Source organism: Methylophaga frappieri (assembly GCF_000260965.1).
GTDB classification, from domain to species: Bacteria; Pseudomonadota; Gammaproteobacteria; order Nitrosococcales; family Methylophagaceae; genus Methylophaga; species Methylophaga frappieri.
Map to the genome: position 1 here is coordinate 114,074 of NC_017856.1, position 17,161 is coordinate 131,234.

16 protein-coding genes are annotated in these 17,161 nt (G+C 47.4%); 2 read left to right on the top strand and 14 right to left on the bottom strand.

Going from position 1 to position 17,161, the window contains the following annotated elements; all coding sequences use genetic code 11:
• Position 1: 1 nt before the first annotated feature.
• The 8 genes from Q7C_RS00545 to Q7C_RS00580 form a co-directional block, all read right to left on the bottom strand.
• The gene (locus Q7C_RS00545) at positions 2-778 is read right to left on the bottom strand and encodes a DNA adenine methylase (protein WP_014702747.1); all 777 of its coding nucleotides are present in this window, start codon (positions 776-778) and stop codon (positions 2-4) included.
• Between the two features lie 79 nt (positions 779-857).
• A complete protein-coding gene (lpdA, locus tag Q7C_RS00550; protein ID WP_014702748.1) occupies positions 858-2,621 on the bottom strand; it encodes a dihydrolipoyl dehydrogenase in 1,764 nt (587 codons plus the stop codon).
• A complete protein-coding gene (aceF, locus tag Q7C_RS00555) occupies positions 2,618-3,937 on the bottom strand; it encodes a dihydrolipoyllysine-residue acetyltransferase (RefSeq protein WP_014702749.1) in 1,320 nt (439 codons plus the stop codon). The genes lpdA and aceF overlap by 4 nt, the downstream gene beginning before the upstream one ends.
• Positions 3,938-3,939: 2 nt before the next feature.
• Complete coding sequence (aceE, locus tag Q7C_RS00560) at positions 3,940-6,594, bottom strand: pyruvate dehydrogenase (acetyl-transferring), homodimeric type (protein ID WP_041366309.1); 2,655 nt, start codon at positions 6,592-6,594, stop codon at positions 3,940-3,942.
• A gap of 151 nt (positions 6,595-6,745) precedes the next feature.
• Complete coding sequence (locus Q7C_RS00565) at positions 6,746-7,342, bottom strand: protein-methionine-sulfoxide reductase heme-binding subunit MsrQ (protein ID WP_014702751.1); 597 nt, start codon at positions 7,340-7,342, stop codon at positions 6,746-6,748.
• A 10-nt stretch (positions 7,343-7,352) separates the two neighbouring features.
• The gene (gene msrP, locus Q7C_RS00570) at positions 7,353-8,309 is read right to left on the bottom strand and encodes a protein-methionine-sulfoxide reductase catalytic subunit MsrP (protein WP_014702752.1); all 957 of its coding nucleotides are present in this window, start codon (positions 8,307-8,309) and stop codon (positions 7,353-7,355) included.
• Positions 8,299-8,931 carry an HvfX family Cu-binding RiPP maturation protein gene (locus Q7C_RS00575; protein WP_014702753.1) on the bottom strand — a complete coding sequence of 211 codons (633 nt, stop codon included), beginning with the start codon at positions 8,929-8,931 and terminating at the stop codon, positions 8,299-8,301. Before Q7C_RS00575 ends, msrP begins: the two co-directional genes overlap by 11 nt.
• 68 nt (positions 8,932-8,999) lie before the next feature.
• On the bottom strand, positions 9,000-9,299 hold the full coding sequence (locus Q7C_RS00580) for an HvfA family oxazolone/thioamide-modified RiPP metallophore (RefSeq protein ID WP_014702754.1): 300 nt from the start codon (positions 9,297-9,299) through the stop codon (positions 9,000-9,002).
• A gap of 205 nt (positions 9,300-9,504) precedes the next feature.
• On the opposite strand from Q7C_RS00580, the gene Q7C_RS00585 reads away from it, so the two are divergent.
• Positions 9,505-10,116: an RNA polymerase sigma factor gene (locus Q7C_RS00585; RefSeq protein ID WP_014702755.1), complete on the top strand. Its 612-nt coding sequence runs from the start codon at positions 9,505-9,507 to the stop codon at positions 10,114-10,116.
• A complete protein-coding gene (locus Q7C_RS00590) occupies positions 10,117-10,359 on the top strand; it encodes a zf-HC2 domain-containing protein (RefSeq protein WP_014702756.1) in 243 nt (80 codons plus the stop codon). It begins immediately after the preceding gene.
• Here Q7C_RS00590 and Q7C_RS00595 read toward each other — a convergent pair whose 3' ends face one another.
• From Q7C_RS00595 to serC, 6 genes are read right to left on the bottom strand one after another with little or no spacing between them, the layout of a single operon-like run.
• Positions 10,360-10,605, bottom strand: a complete 246-nt coding sequence (locus tag Q7C_RS00595) for a DUF1244 domain-containing protein (RefSeq protein ID WP_014702757.1) — start codon at positions 10,603-10,605, stop codon at positions 10,360-10,362.
• Positions 10,598-12,613, bottom strand: a complete 2,016-nt coding sequence (locus Q7C_RS00600; protein WP_014702758.1) for an ABC transporter ATP-binding protein — start codon at positions 12,611-12,613, stop codon at positions 10,598-10,600. Before Q7C_RS00600 ends, Q7C_RS00595 begins: the two co-directional genes overlap by 8 nt.
• Positions 12,610-14,019 (bottom strand): ABC transporter permease, encoded by a 1,410-nt coding sequence (locus tag Q7C_RS00605; protein ID WP_014702759.1) that lies wholly within the window; start codon positions 14,017-14,019, stop codon positions 12,610-12,612. Before Q7C_RS00605 ends, Q7C_RS00600 begins: the two co-directional genes overlap by 4 nt.
• Positions 14,020-14,030: 11 nt before the next feature.
• A complete protein-coding gene (gene ispH / locus Q7C_RS00610) occupies positions 14,031-14,990 on the bottom strand; it encodes a 4-hydroxy-3-methylbut-2-enyl diphosphate reductase (protein ID WP_014702760.1) in 960 nt (319 codons plus the stop codon).
• The gene (gene pheA, locus Q7C_RS00615; RefSeq protein WP_014702761.1) at positions 14,987-16,075 is read right to left on the bottom strand and encodes a prephenate dehydratase; all 1,089 of its coding nucleotides are present in this window, start codon (positions 16,073-16,075) and stop codon (positions 14,987-14,989) included. Before pheA ends, ispH begins: the two co-directional genes overlap by 4 nt.
• A 5-nt stretch (positions 16,076-16,080) precedes the next feature.
• Positions 16,081-17,160 (bottom strand): 3-phosphoserine/phosphohydroxythreonine transaminase, encoded by a 1,080-nt coding sequence (gene serC, locus Q7C_RS00620; protein WP_041366312.1) that lies wholly within the window; start codon positions 17,158-17,160, stop codon positions 16,081-16,083.
• Position 17,161: the final 1 nt, after the last annotated feature.

Consider the following 17,161-nt stretch of genomic DNA (forward strand, 5'->3'; position numbering starts at 1 on the left):
ATCAAAAACCGCGTACTGCCAATACTTCCTTAACGGTTTTTCTTGACGCCGTTTTACAACTGATGCGTCTGGGTGCCTGTAAATAACGCAGCCGAAAGCCAAGTTGTCGATAAAGCCGGCAAATACGGTCTGTGGCCTGATTGGATAACACGACAGGTCCAGGGTGTTTTGATAGCCACAAGGCAAGTCGCTCCTGATCTTGCCAATCAAAGCCTTGCTGAGCATATTGCCGAAACGGCACATCATACGGCGGGTCGGCATAAATAAAATCCGTGGGCCGAGTGGTTAGCGCCTCAAAATCTAACTGGGTAAACTGCCAGTCGGATAAAACCGGCGAATATGCACTAAAGTCTGTCTGATAATAGATAGTCTTGTATCGACCGAATGGCACATTGTAGGCACCCGATTTGTTAAATCGGCACAAACCGTTATAACCGGTGCGGTTCAAGTAGTAGAACAATTGCGCCCGATCAGCATCTGTTAGCGACTGGTTATTGAAAGATTGGCGGTGCTGGTAATAGAGCGACTCATCATTGGCCATGGCAATTGTCATGGTAAGCCCCCGCTGTAATTGCTGATAAAAATTTATCAGTGCGGGATTAATATCATTCAGTAACGCCTGTTTGGGTTGTAATCCCAACGCCACAGCGAGACCGCCACAAAAAGGCTCAACCAAACGTCGCGACGCATGTGGTTTCCAGCGCTTTTGCAGTTCTGGTAAAAGCCAACGCTTACCACCGGCCCATTTTAACGGTGGCCGTAAACCAGCGTCAGTCATGACATGACTAAGCCAATAAAAACAAGGGCCAGTGTCATAACCAGCCCTCGTTGAAGCTTAACGTTGCCTCCAGCCGACATCACTTGCTATGCAATGTCTTTTTCGGTGGTAACAGATCCGTGATACTGCCTTCGGCCATTTCTGCTGCAAAACCCAAGGTTTCAGATAAGGTTGGGTGCGGATGAATACTGAGTCCAATGTCCTCGGCATCTGCTCCCATTTCAAGTGCCAAGACAGCTTCTGCAATGAGTTCACCGGCATTAGGACCAACAATCGTCGCGCCAATGATCCTGCCTGTCGATTTTTCGAACAACGCTTTGGTGAGTCCTTCATCACGATCGAGGCTGAGACTCCGACCACTGGCTGCCCAAGGAAAGGCCCCTTTAACATAATCAATCCCTTGCGCTTTTGCTTCGGCCTCATTCAAGCCCATCCAGGCCACTTCAGGATCAGTATAGGCTACAGAAGGAATAGTCATCGGCTCGAAGACCGATTTTTGACCGGCGATAACTTCAGCGGCCACTTTGCCTTCATGCGTCGCCTTATGAGCTAACATGGGTTGTCCTACAATGTCGCCGATCGCAAAAATGTGTGATTGATTGGTACGCATCTGACCATCGACTTCAATAAAGCCATAGTCATTGACATTAACCCCGGCGGCATCGGCATTGATAAGTTTGCCATTCGGTGTCCGCCCAACGGCGACAAGAATCTTGTCATAAGTTTGCGGTTCGGGCGCATTGTCGCCATCAAAAGTAACTTTCAAACCAGACTTCAATGGCTCAATTGCGCTGACCTTGGTTTTCAGATAAATCGATTCATACTGTTTTTCGATACGTTGCTGTAACGGTTTGACAATATCTTTATCGGCGCCAGGAATTAAGCTGTCCTGTAATTCAACAACACTAATTTTTGAACCCAACGCATGATAAACCGTTGCCATTTCCAGACCAATAATCCCGCCACCAATGACGAGTAATCGTTTTGGAATATCTTCTAAGTTTAATGCATCAGTCGAATCCATCATCCGGGGATCGTCATTTGGAAAAACGGGAATCTTGGTAACGCGTGAACCGGCCGCGATAATACAGTTATCAAAACTGACCGTCTTATCGCCTTCTGGGGTGGTAACAGTCAGGCTGTTTGCACTGCTAAATTGCGCTTCGCCTTGAACAACAGTCACCTTTCGTTGTTTTGCAAGTGCTTTAAGTCCACCAGTTAACTTATTGATAACATTATTTTTCCAGCCAGTTAATTTGTCCAAATCAATATCGGGCTTATTAAAGCTGACACCATTGTCCGCCATATGACTGGCTTCATTAATAATCTGAGCGGTATGTAACAACGCTTTAGATGGGATGCAGCCAACATTAAGGCACACGCCACCAATCCGTTCATAACGCTCAATTAAAATGACTTGCTTGCCCAAGTCAGCAGCACGAAAGGCAGCAGTGTAACCACCTGGCCCTGAGCCTAATACGACAACTTCGGCATGCATATCACTGTGGTCTGGTTTGGCCGCTGCTTGTGGGGCAGGTTTTTCCGTCGTTTTGTCATTGTCTTGACTGACTTCAGGTTCGCTACTTGCTGCTGAAGCATCTGATGTTACCGCCTCAAGCTTGAGGATAACATCGCCTTCCGCCACCTTATCACCGACACTCACCAACAATTCTGTGATCTTACCGGCAATCGGGCTCGGAATTTCCATCGCTGCTTTATCTGACTCCAGTGTGATGATGTCCTGATTTTCCGTAATTTCATCTCCCACAGAAACCAGCACTTCGATGATTTCAACGGCATCAAAATCGCCAATATCCGGTACTTTGACTTCCTGAAAACTCATAACAGCACCTTCCGGATATCTGACAACATCTGGCTTAACATCACCGTAAATCTAGCCCCAGCCGCACCATCAATAACACGATGGTCGTAAGAAATTGATAAGGGCAGCATGAGTCTCGGTATAAACTCTTTACCATTCCAAACTGGCTTCATCTGATGTCTGCTAACCCCCAGAATAGCCACTTCAGGTGCATTGACGATCGGGGTAAAGAACTGGCCGCCAATACCACCAAGACTTGAAATGGAGAAGGTTCCGCCTTGCATGTCTTTGGCACTTAAGGCGCCATCGCGTGCCCGTTGACTAATTTCGCCAAGTTCACCCGCCAATTCCAGAAAGCCTTTCTTATCGACATCCTTGATAACTGGGACCATCAGGCCATTTGGCGTATCGACCGCAACACCGATGTTGTAATACTTCTTATAAATCAGATTTTCTTTGTCTTCACTGAGTGAGGCATTGAATTCTGGATATTGCTTAAGGCAGGCCACGACCGCTTTCATGATGAATACCAGCGGTGTCAAATTAACGCCTTTTTGTGCTGCCATTTCCTTGTTTTCTTTACGGAACTGTTCCAGCTCAGTGATATCCGCTTCATCAAACTGGGTAACATGCGGAATATTCAGCCAGCAGGCATGCAAATGCTTGCCCGAAATTTTCTTAATTCGAGACAGTTCGGTACTGCTAACTTCACCAAACTGCTCGAAATTGACCACTGGCACAGGCGGAATAGCTGCTCCACCCTGCGCGGCAGGCGTTGCTGCGGGCGCAGATAAAGCTTGTTTCACATACTGCTGCACGTCTTCACGCGTAATCCGTCCTTTCGCGCCAGTACCAATAACTGAAGTTAATTTGACGCCTAATTCTCTTGCAAAGCGTCGAATTGAGGGTGAGGCGTGTGCCCGTTTCAAGCCAGATTTTGTATCCGGGGCATAAGGAATCGCTTCATCCTGTTCTGGTACAGGTGACGGTGATGGCGCTTCAGCTGCTGGTTGTGGCGTTGGTTTCGCCTCTACATTTTGAGGCTTGGCCGGTTCAGCTGGTTTTTCCGGTTTATCTGTCTGCGGTTGCTCGGCGGCGGCCGCTTCAACCATAGCAATCAGGTCGCCTTCACTGACTTTGTCACCGACACTGACTTTCAAGCTTTTGATAGTCCCTGCTATTTCTGCAGGAATTCCCATCATCGCCTTGTCAGACTCGATAGTGATGACTTCTTGGTCTGGGGTAATTTCATCGCCTTCAGCAACTAATACTTCAATAATTTCCACGCCATCGAAATCACCAATGTCGGGGACTTTGAGTTCAATTAAATCTGCCATGTTTATGCCTTAACTGGGTTCACTGTATCGGAGTCTAGTTGGTATTGCTGAATGGCTTTCTCAACCACGTCATGTTTGATATCACCCGCATCGGCAAGAGCATTCAACGTTGCCACGACAATGTGATAGCGATCAACCTCAAAGAAGCGGCGTAATTTTTCACGGGTATCACTACGGCCAAAACCATCTGTACCCAAAACGGTGTAACTCGCTTTAACCCATGGGCGAATTTGCTCGGCATAGAGACGAATGTAATCTGTGGCCGCAATGATCGGACCCGGCTGACCCTCTAATGTTTTCGTAACATACGCCGTTTTTTTGCTCGCGGTTGGATGCAAGCGATTATGGCGTTCTGTTTCCTGACCATCACGCGTCAGTTCGTTAAAGCTAGTCACACTCCAAACATCAGCAGCCACTTTCCAGTCCTCAGCCAGCATCTCCGCTGCCGCTTCAACTTCGCGCAGAATCGTACCACTCCCCAAAAGCTGTGCTTTGAGTTTATGACGGCCACCCGCTTTAAGCTTGTAAATCCCTTTAATAATGCCCTCTTCGGCACCTTCAGGCATGGCAGGATGGGTGTAGTTTTCATTCATTGCGGTCAGGTAGTAAAAAATACTTTCCTGATTTTCATACATACGGCGTAAACCATCATGCACAATTACCGCGACTTCATAAGCATAGGTTGGATCGTAGCTGATGCAATTTGGCACCGTATTCGCCAAAATCATGCTGTGACCATCCTGATGCTGCAAGCCTTCACCATTCAGTGTTGTTCGACCGGCCGTACCGCCAATTAAGAAACCTTTGGCCTGAATGTCCCCGGCCAACCACCATAGATCGCCGACGCGTTGGAAGCCAAACATGGAGTAGTAAATATAAAACGGCACCATGTTGACGTTGTAGTTGGCATACGCCGTGGCAGCCGATACCCATTCCGACATTGCCCCCGCTTCATTGATCCCTTCTTCCAGGATTTGCCCCGTGGTGTCCTCGCGGTACCACATCACCTTACCAGAATCTTCAGGCTCATATTTTTGCCCTGAAGATGAGTAAATACCCACGCTGCGGAACAAGCCTTCCATACCAAATGTACGCGCTTCATCCGGCACGATCGGCACGATATTTTTACCGATTTGCTTATCACGAATCAGCGCCGTCAGCACTCGCACGAATGCCATGGTGGTCGATAATTCGCGCTCACCACTTGATTTCAGTACAGCATCAAAAATTTTCAGCTCTGGAATTTTCAGCGCCGGCGCCTGGTTTTGGCGTTTGGGCAGAAAACCACCCAGTTCCTGGCGGCGTTTAAGCAGGTATTCTTTTTCCGGACTGCCATCTTTGAGCGTCAAGTACGGTATTTTTTCGATTTGCTCATCGGCAATTGGAATATTGAAACGATCACGGAAACGCTTCATGTGTTCAACTTCCAGTTTTTTCTGCTGATGGGTGGTGTTCTGACCTTCACCAGCTTCGCCCATGCCATAGCCTTTGACAGTTTTTGCCAAAATGACCGTAGGTTGTTCCGTTTGGTCCACGGCACGTTTATAGGCAGCATAAATCTTACGAGGATCATGGCCACCGCGGCTCAGGTTCCAAATATCCTCATCGGTCATATCTGAAACCATTTCTAGTAATTCTGGATATTTACCGAAGAAATGTTCACGTACATAGGCGCCATCTTTGGCTTTGTAATTTTGATACTCGCCGTCGACGACTTCTTCCATTCGCTTCAATAACAAGCCATGCGTATCGCGGGCCAACAGTTGATCCCAACCACTACCCCACAGGACTTTGATGACATTCCAGCCGGCACCACGGAATAAGGCTTCCAACTCTTGGACGATTTTGCCATTACCGCGAACCGGGCCATCAAGTCGTTGCAGGTTGCAGTTGACAACGAAAATCAAATTATCCAGTTTTTCTCGACCAGCAAGGGTAATTGCGCCTAATGATTCTGGCTCATCCATCTCACCATCGCCCAGGTAAGCCCAGACATGCCGCCCGGATGTTTTAGCGAGTCCCCGGTGTTCCATATATTTCATGAACCGCGCCTGGTAAATAGACAGGATAGGACCAAGGCCCATGGAAACGGTTGGAAACTGCCAGTAATCTGGCATCAGCCAAGGATGTGGATAGGAAGACAAGCCTTTACCATCCACCTCAAAGCGGAAATTATCGAGTTGCTCTTCCGTTAAGCGGCCTTCAAGAAACGAACGTGCATAAATACCTGGTGACGAGTGTCCTTGGAAAAACACCATATCGGCACCATTGCCGTAGTCATCACCTTTAAAGAAGTGGTTAAAACCGACATCGTATAAGGTCGCTGCCGAAGAAAAACTGGCAATATGTCCACCAACAGACCCCGGTTTCAAATTCGCTTTGACCACCATTGCCATGGCATTCCAGCGAATGTAAGAGCGCAGTTTGTGTTCCATGGCCTGATCACCGGGAATGCGTTCCTGTTGATCAGCCGGAATCGTATTCACATAGGCTGTATTAGCGCTATACGGCAAATTGACACCATTGCGCCGTGCCAAATCAATCAGCTTTTCAATAATGAAATGGGCTTTTTCATCGCCTGCAATTTCAATAACAGACTCAAGCGCATCTAACCATTCCTGCGTTTCCTGCGGGTCTTGATCGACAAAATCAGTCATAAACACCTTCTTAAGATCCAAAAACACCGTTAATAATAACGCGGCATTGTACCAGTTTTTGTGACTTTCGATTGCGTTAATGACGAGTTAAACCGTATCTCTGGCCGCCTGCTGCCAACATTTTCATGAAAAATGCCGGCCAAAGAATGTGTTATTGGCGTGCCAGTATGATGGGCTTGATCGTGGCACGATAAAAACGCATGAATAACAGCGTTGCCAGAATAAAGATATACAGCAATGGCTCACGAATATCGGCCTTCACCAACATCAAAAAATGCAGACAGGCCAGACAGGCAATCACGTAAGTCAGTTTATGTAGTTTTTTCCAGCGCCGACCAAGCCGTTTTATCATCGCCTTGGTGGAAGTGGCCGCAAGTGGCACTAATAACGTGAAGCTGATAAAGCCAATCGTAATGAAGGGTCGTTCGATGATATCAGCGAGAATTTCCGGCCAGTCAAAAAACTTATCAAGCCATAGGTATAGCAACATGTGCAAACAGGCGTAAAAAAAACAATATAGCCCCATCATACGTCGGAATTGAATCCACCCAGGCCAATCAGTCAACCAGCGTAATGGGGTCATCGTTAATGTAATCAACAAAAATCGTAACGCCCAGGTACCGGAATCACGCGTGACTTCTTCGATTGGGTTTGCGCCAAGCTGATCGGTCAATACGGCATAGGTGAGCCAAGCTGCTGGCGCGAATGCCAGCAAAAACACGACTATCTTGATACGGGCAATAGACATGTCGAATGATCTAGAAGTATTTGCGCAAATCCATGCCATCGTACAGATCGGCTACTTCCTCACCATAGCCATTGAACATTAGCGTTTCGCGTTTTAAAAACTCACCAATCCGCCGTTCACGCTTCTGACTCCAGCGGGGATGATCAACGTCAGGGTTTACATTGGAATAAAATCCATATTCGTTGGGACCTGCAAGCATCCATGTCGTGGTTGGCATCCGCTCGACAAAGCGGATCCGAACAATAGACTTAATGCTTTTAAAACCATATTTCCAAGGTACAACAAGTCGAATCGGTGCGCCGTTTTGTCCCGGCATCTCATGCCCGTAAAGGCCAATCGCCAACAAGGTCAATGGATGCATGGCTTCATCCATGCGCAGAGCCTCGATATAAGGCCACTGGAGGACTTCTCGACGTTGTCCCGGCATTTGCTCAGGGTCAAACAAAGTCGTGAATTCAACAAACTTGGCATTGGTATTAGGCTGTGCTGCTTTTAATACCGCGGCCAGAGGAAAACCCGTCCACGGAATAACCATCGACCAGCCTTCAACACAACGCAAGCGGTAAATTCGCTCTTCCAGATCTTGTTTGCCGATCAAGTCGTCAACATCATACACACCGGGCTTGTCACACTCGCCATCGATCGTGACCTGCCATGGTTTATTTGGATCTGGGAAGTCCGTGGCATAGGTTGCCGGGTCAGACTTGTCCGTACCAAACTCATAAAAATTATTGTAAGTCGTAATATCCTGATAAGTCGTTAACTTTTCATCCGTTGAGAAACGACTTTCGGTTGTATTATCAAAGGCCTGTCCAGTGGGTTCCTTTTCTGCCAAAGCAACGGGCAAGGTTAAGGCTGCGGTCATCCCCAATGCACTGTTGATAAAGCGGCGACGGTTTAAGAAAACCTGATAATCCGTCACTTCAGACTCAGGTAGCTGCCAACGGGCCTTTCGTTTAATTAGCATGAATTCCCCTCTTATCTCTGAAGTATCGATATAGCCAATCATCAAGGCTGAGATAACGTCCCGCCCCAATAAAAAACAACGCTAATAACATGACAAAATAAGTTGCGGCAAATTCGATACCATTGTTGAGCATCGCTAATCGACCATGCTCTGTCAGCCAACTGTAATTACCGTGCTCCTGCAAAATTGATTTTGCTTTGTCCAAGCGCGCTATCGCACCCAAGGCATTTTCAGAAGCAAAAGCACTCATCGGATCATGAATTGCCTGCCAGCCATTTTTCAAATGTACCGAGACCGCAGCGACCACCATGGTGATCATCAGCGGTATACTGATCCAGCGTACGGCAAGACCAAGCAACAATAAAATGGCACCAAAATATTCCGCTGCCCAGGCTAGATAGGCCATCAAGGCAGGAAAAGGCAGCCCCAATCCCCACTCCGCGTTGGCAAACCAATCAATCGTTGGCTGCAAACTGCTACTGCTATCAAAAGGATTCCACTTGTTATTTGCCGCAAACCAAAACACCGGCACCAAATAAGCCCTAAGCAACAGTGGGGCTAAAAAATCCACAGCTCGAGTTTTGTCGAGCCCGTCTTGCGCGAGATTGAATAGGCGTAACATGTGATTTCCTTTAAGCGTGGTCTGGGACATAGCAGGGACGTAACCGCCCCTGCATGACCATTAACGTCTTAACCGTTACCACCACATTTGGCTTCACCGCATTTGCCTTCACCATCTTTTTTCATGTCTTCGCCACATTTGGCCTCACCACATTTACCTTCGCCATCTTTCTTCATGTCTTCGCCACACTTAGCTTCGCCACATTTCGCTTCATCACCATCATGCTCAGCCAAATGCATATAGCCACTGCTCAATTCTGTACTAGCAAAAGGGTTGCTATCCGCATGAATCATTGGCGAAATGGCCATACCTGCCGTCAGTGTTGCGCCGGCTACCAGAGAAAGTGTCGTTTTTTTGCTTGTCGCCATGGGAGTGTTCCTTTAGTTAATAAAAAATAAACTGGTTATATCGACCAGCTTGTTTTACTAGACTCCCCATAAAGGCATTTGTTACATCTTTTTTCGACACAAATATCGTTGTACTAAATTGCCGCTAACGAAATGAGGTGAAATAAGATACTTTCGGTATGATGGAAGTCAGGTTTCCTAATATTTAAGGTACGATGCCTCGATAATGCATTCAGCAGACTCGCAGCCCTATGATAATGAGGCAGAGCTCATCAAAGCTTTGCTCAGTAATGAAGCAACGGCATTCGAGTATTTAGTTGCCCGTTACCATATGCAGATGCGGACCGTTGCCAGCGCTATTATTGGTGAGGCCTTTGCCGATGACGTGGTACAGGATGCTTGGATTTCTGCTATTACGAATTTGCCAACATTTGCCGGGCGAAGTCGTTTATCCACCTGGTTAATGCAAATTGTTGCCAATGGCGCCAAAACGCGTTTGCGAAAGGAAAAGCGGCAAGTCTCTCTGGATAAAGACTGGCAGGCCATCGATGAGGAGTTTGATCATCGGCAACACTGGCGACAGGATGTTTTGCCTTGGGATATTGATACGCCTGAAGCGCTCGCCACTAATCAGCAATTAGTCGCCATTATAGAAAAAGCCTTTATTGCCCTGCCGGCGATGCAACGCGCTGTTATCGAGATGCATGATCTCCATCAAATGCCAATGCCAGAAATTTGTAACATTCTTGACGTGAGCGCATCTAATGCGAGAGTGCTTTTACATCGTGCCCGCCATTTTGTGCGGCAGAAAATTACCCAGTTTCAGGAACAAGCATAAATGTTTCGTTGTAAAGATATTGCGCATCACGCCAGTGATTATCTTGACCAGCAGCTGACTTGGCGGCAACGGCTGGCTTTTAAACTGCATTTATTTATTTGCCGTAATTGTCGTCAATATGTGCATCAGATTGGTCAAACTGTGGCGGGGATTCGATTGATGGCGGTCAAACAGCAAAACACACTCACGACAGATCAGAAAAAAATGGCCGAAAACCTACAAAAAATTCGCCGTAAAAACTGATTATTTCTGATACTGAGATTTCCATTCGCTATAAGGCATGCCATAAATGATGGTCCGCGCCGCATCGTAACCCATCTCCTTGCCACGTTCTTCTGCTGCGGCAAGATACCATTTCGACAAACAGTTTCGACAAAATCCAGCCAGATTCATCAAATCGATATTCTGTACATCTGTTCGCGTTTGCAGGTGAGCAATTAATTGACGAAACGCCGCCGCTTCGATTTCGATTTGGGTTTGTTTATCCATGATAGTCCTGTGATTGATATAAAAAACAACGAACAACCTGCCCTGTTTCAGGTTCGGTTTCACTTGGATAATGCAGTTTACAGACTGGCATCACATCTGGACAACGGGAATGAAAGTGACATCCGGATGGCGGATTTGCCGGTGAGGGCAGCTCCCCTGTTAAAGTCACAGTGGGAGATACCGATTGCATATCCGGTACCGCCGCCAACAAAGCACGCGTATAAGGATGTTTTGGGTGCTTCAATACCTGTTGGCGGCTTCCTGTTTCGACGACACGGCCTAAATACATGACCGCAATGCGGTGCGCCAAATAATCCACGACACCAATATCATGCGTAATAAACAGATAACTCAGCCCTTCCTCATTTTGTAGATCCCGGAGCAGGTTCAATATCTGCGCCTGAACTGAAACATCCAGGGCGCTGGTTGGTTCGTCACAAATCAGCAATGCTGGCTCTGCCGCCAAAGCTCTGGCAATGCACAGTCGCTGGCGTTGGCCACCAGAAAAAGCATGCGGATAACGATGTAAAATATCCGTATTCAGCCCCACTTTCCTTAACAGATCCTCAATGACTGTCTGTTGCGCTACGCTTGAGAGTTTATCTTGCCGCGCTTGCAGACCTTCCAACAGGATTTGTTGCACCGTCATTCTCGGATTCATTGATGCAAACGGATCCTGAAAAATAATCTGCATTGGCAGCCTGTCACCTTGCGCCGCTTTTACTAATGCTTTGTTGCCCGATTTTGCAGCAAACTGTATTTCACCACCAATGATTAGTTGTAGCTGTTGTACCGCCTTAGCCAAGGTACTCTTACCGCAACCAGATTCGCCAACGATGGCTAAGGTCTCACGTTCATTCAAGCGCAGACTTACCCCATCAACCGCCTTAACCCAGCCTTTAGTACGCTGCAAGATACCTTTGCGAATTGGAAAATGTACTTGTACCTGATCCAGTCTTAACATAACACGTGTGGCAGGCTCAGTTTCATCGGGCACGCCAGATGACTGCGGTTGAGAAGAAACTGCCATAGGCCATGTTCTATCTGGATCAAACTGATGGCAACGCACGCCATCATGTCGCTCACCAAACCAGTTAGGTAACTGTTCCTCACAGACCGGCTGACGCTGTTGACAACGGGCCGTAAAACGACAGCCGGTAAAGACCTGATTCAATGGCGGTACCGTGCCCGGAATGACGGCAAGAGGCGCGTCTCGCTGTTGTGTAGATGGCATGGCAGCAAAGAGTCTTTCACTGTATGGATGCCGGGGCTGCTTAAAAAAAGTCCGGCGGTCGGCTGTTTCCACAATCTGGCCGGCATACATCACGGCTATTCGGTCTGCCATTTGTGCAACGACACCTAAATCATGACTGATCAACAGAATCGCCATACCGGTTTCTTGTTGCAATTTTTTTAATAACCCTAAAATCTGTGCCTGAATAGTCACGTCAAGCGCTGTAGTCGGTTCATCGGCAATCAATAAATCTGGCTTGCCTGCCAGTGCCATAGCAATCATCACACGTTGTTTCATGCCCCCGGAAAGCTGATGTGGATAAGCAAAGAAACGCTTTTCAGGATCCGGTATACCAACCTGCACGAACAGTTCAATACATCGTGCTTTGAGTTGCGCAGCTGATAAATCAAAATGCCAGCGCAGCACTTCAAGCAATTGTTGACCTATCGTTAACACTGGGTTCAACGCGCTTTGTGGATCCTGAAAAATCATAGCGATTTTCCGCCCCCTGACCCGCTCCATGTCAGCCTCTGAGCAACGTAACAAATCCCGATCATTAAGCCGAATTTGACCACTGACAATCTGACTTGCGGGTTGTGGGTTTAATTGCAGTAACGACAGCGCCGTCATTGATTTGCCACAGCCTGACTCACCCAGTAAGGCGAATGTTTCTCCGCGATCGATATAGAAATCAACGCCATCGACAACGCGATAGGCCTGCTCTGCCTTGCCAAACCAGGTTTTTAAATGTGCCACTTCAAGTAAATGGCTCATGTGATTACCTGATGACGCGGGTCAAAAGCATCACGGACGCTGTCAGCAAACAAATTTGCCGCTAGGACCAATAAAAACATAAAAATAAAAGCCGCAACCAATGACCACCAAACGATAGGATCGCGCGCCATTTCCAGTCGTGCACTATTAATCATATTGCCCCAACTGATCATCGTGGGGTCGACGCCAACGCCCACATATGACAAAACGGCCTCAGCCAGTACCAAACCACTAAAATCAAGAACCACCGTGATCAAAACGATATGCATCAGATTGGGTAAAATATGCCGGTGCAAGATAGTTGGCCCTGGTACGCCGAGCGCCTTGGCGGCTTGAACATACTCTGCTTCACGTAATTTCAGTGTTTCACTGCGTAGAATACGACACAGGCCAGTCCAACTAGTGACCCCCAGAATCAAACATAAAAATAAAAGCCGGATATCCGCACGTTCGGCGGCCGTGGTAAACAATTGTGGATGATTATTGATATAGACTTGTAACATCAGGACCGCTGCCGCAATTAAAAGCACGCCAGGAATCGCATTTAAAGTGGTGTAAATATATTGAATCAGATCATCAATCCAGCCTCGAAAATAACCGGCAGCAATACCCATCGTCACCGCCATGGGCAACATGATGAGCGTGGTCAGACTACCGATTAACAAACCGGTACGAATGCTTTTCAATGTTTGATAAAGCACATCCTGCCCCACTTTATCCGTGCCTAAGACATGATAAAACTGGCCGAGATAAAGCAAATTACTGGCAAACAATAGAATGAGGAAAAGCGTTAGCCACGCCGTCGTAACAGGATAGCCGGCCTCATCAGACCAGTATCGTTTCAAGACATCACGCAATGAGCTTGCTCGGTGCCAGCAAAGCCAACTTAACCAGAGCGCTATCATCGTCAGCGTCGCCCCTAGCGCAAATAAACTGGCTTTCGCAGATTTATTCGCAATATCCTGTAACTTATCCGCCGGATTGGTCAAATGTTGACCACCATATTTCAAGTCCGGGTAGCCATAATGCAGACTGCCCTCATTTTGAATCATTTCCTTGGTAAACTGCTGATGCGCAAAAGGAGCCGAATAGGTTTTTTCAACCTGACTGCGTAGCGGGGTCAAAATGAGATCCAGAACACTTAACACGTCACTGTGAAAATGATGACTTGCCTCTTCTTCAGTGGGCTGCAACGCCAGTCTGAAGTGCAGGGAATCGGCGACGCCAATGCCGATAAAAACCAGCAGTATGAGACTGGAAATCATACCGCGGCTTGTCGAAAAAACCTGTTTCCAGGGCCGACACAAATGCGGTTTACGGCGAATATAGATGACCATCAGAACCGTAGCTGCCAGCAACGTGAAAAGTAAAATATCTGTCCACAAAAAAACCGGCAAAAAGGCCATGGATATTCCTGTTATTTATTCAGGCGACTGATATCTACTTTAAGCTCTTTTGGCAAAGAAAAAACGATATTTTCTGGTTGACCACTATCTTCAATGATGTCATCAACGCCAAGCTGTTGCAGCTGTTTGACAACTTCTTGAACCAACAGCTCAGGCGCAGAAGCACCCGCAGTGAGGCCGATTCGCTGCTTGTCATGCAACCACTCGGGTTGTATCTCGGTGGCATTATCAATCAAATAAGCTGGCGTGCCCAATTTGACTGATAGCTCCCGAAGCCGGTTCGAGTTTGAGCTATTCACTGAACCGACAACCAGTACCAAATCACAAGCGACCGCAATGCGCTTAACGGCATCCTGACGGTTTTGTGTGGCATAACAAATATCATCTTTCCCGGGACCAATAATTGTGGGGAAACGTTGCCGTAACGCACTGATGACCTTTGCCGTATCATCCACGGATAAGGTTGTCTGAGTAACAAAAGCTAGGTTTTCTGGTTCATTGACAACGAGATTGTCGACATCTTCCGGCGACTCGACCAGATACATGCCACCCTGTTCAGAGGTATATTGCCCCATCGTCCCTTCTACTTCGGGATGGCCAGCATGTCCAATCAAAATACATTCACGGGCGACTTTTTCGTGTCGGGCCACTTCCATGTGTACTTTCGTGACCAGCGGGCAAGTTGCATCAAACACGCGTAGTCCGCGTTGCTTACCTTGTGCATGCACATAACGCGATACCCCATGGGCGCTGAAGATCAGCGTTGCATTGTCAGGTACTTCATCCACTTCCTCGACAAATATTGCCCCTTTTTTGCGTAAGTCTTCGACGACAGTTCGATTGTGTACGACTTCGTGCCGGACATAAACGGGCGCCCCAAAGAGCGCCAAAGCATGTTCTACGATATCAATAGCACGATCAACACCCGCACAAAACCCGCGTGGATTCGCCATCATTAGTTGTTTGCTCATAATACCGCCTTAGGGTAGGCGCCAAGCACTCTGAACATCGACGATTCTGATTCCAGTTTGGCCAGCGCATCAGCCACAGCTGAGTCCTGACTATGGCCTTCAATATCGATAAAAAACACGTATTCCCAGATGCCTTTTCGGGAGGGTCGTGATTCAATTCGACTCATACTGATCTGATTTTCTGCCAATGGTTGCAATAATTTTTGCAAGGCACCCGGCTTATTTTTAGTTGAGACGAGTAAAGCTGTTTTATCTGCACCACTTGGACCAACATCTTGACGACCAATCACCAAAAACCGAGTGGTATTGCCAGCCTCGTCTTCGATATTGTTCGCCAATACGGTCAAATTATAAATTTCTGCGGCGTTACTGGCTGCAATCGCCGCAGCAGTCTCATCCATTGTCGACACTCGACGCGCTGCTTCCGCATTACTATCCAGCGGGATTAACGCTGCTTGTGGTAATTGATCGCCCAGCCATTGTCTGCATTGGGCTAGTGCTTGCGGATGAGCATACACTGTTTTAACGTCGCTCAGGTTCTCGCCCTTGCCCAATAAATAATGATGAATGCGCAGCGATACTTCACCATTAATTTTCAATGAAGAGCTGATAAATCTGTCTAATGTATGACTGACCATGCCTTCTGTCGAGTTTTCAACTGGCACAACGCCATAACAGGCATGTTCTGTTTCAACGGCACTGAACACATTCGCAATCGTACTGACGGGCAGCAATTCTGCTGAACCACCAAAGTGTTTTAATGCAGCTGACTGCGTGAAGGAACCTTCAGGTCCTAAGTAAGCGATACTAAGTGGTTTTTCTGCAGCTAGGCATGCAGACATAATTTCTCGAAACAGCCTTGCCATCTCTTTATCGGGAAGCGGTCCGGTATTTCTTTCCATAACACGTCGCAAAATCATCGCTTCACGTTCAGGCCGATAAAAATCACTTTGATCTGCTTGTTGTTGTTTAATTTCGGCTACCTGATGCGCCAGAGCAGTACGCGCATTGATTAGCGTCTGAATTTTTTCATCCAGCGCATCAATCTCCTGCCGTACATTTTGCAACGCTTTTTGTTCAGACATACCTATCAACCAAACCTGCGTTCAAATTCCATCATAAAGTCAATGAGCCGATCAACACCTGCCTCAGGCATCGCATTATAAATGCTGGCACGCATACCACCGAGATCGCGATGACCTTTTAACGTCAGTAGACCTGCTGCCGCGGACATTTGCAAGAATGTTTTGTCGAGCTCGCTATTCACTAACGTAAAGGGAATATTCATCCAGGATCGACTCGATTTCTCAACCGGATTCGCATAAAAATCGCTGCCATCAATCGCGGCATAAAGCTTAGCTGCTTTACGTGAATTAATCTCAGCCATTGCCTGCAGGCCGCCCTGTTGTTTCAACCATTGAAATACCAGCCCGGCAAGATACCAGCTATAGGTTGCCGGCGTGTTATACATGGAGTCGTTCTTATCATGTATTTGATAATCGAACATGGTCGGCGTGCCCGGTAGCGTTTTGCCGATCAAATCGCGACGAACGATCACAATACACAAACCCGCCGGACCAATATTTTTCTGCGCGCCAGCATAAATCAAACCAAATCGATTCACATCGATGGGTCGTGATAACAGCGTCGAAGACATATCCGCAACCAGTGTAGCCGAGCTCACCTGTGGGATATCGTGAAACTCAACACCATGAATGGTCTCATTCGGCGTGTAATGCAAATAAGCGGCATCCTGATTGACTTGCCATTCATGCAGGGGCGGAATACAAGTAAACTTTGAAGCCTTGGCATCGGCAACCACATTAACTTGGCAAAACCGTTGCGCTTCTTTAATTGCTTTACTCGACCAGGCTCCCGTGTTGACGTAATCAGCAGCCGTTTTCTCCTGCAAAAAATTCAGTGGAATCATCGAAAACTGGCTGGATGCACCGCCCTGTAAAAACAAGACAGCATAATCGTCGGAAATACCCAGCAAATCGCGCAAATCGGCCTCTGCTTGAGTTGCAATTTCTGTGTACTCCGGACCACGGTGACTCATCTCCATCACCGACATACCCGTACCACGCCAATCCAGCATTTCTTCACTGGCTTGTTGCATAACCGCTTCCGGTAACATCGCCGGACCGGCACTAAAATTATAAGCTCTCAAA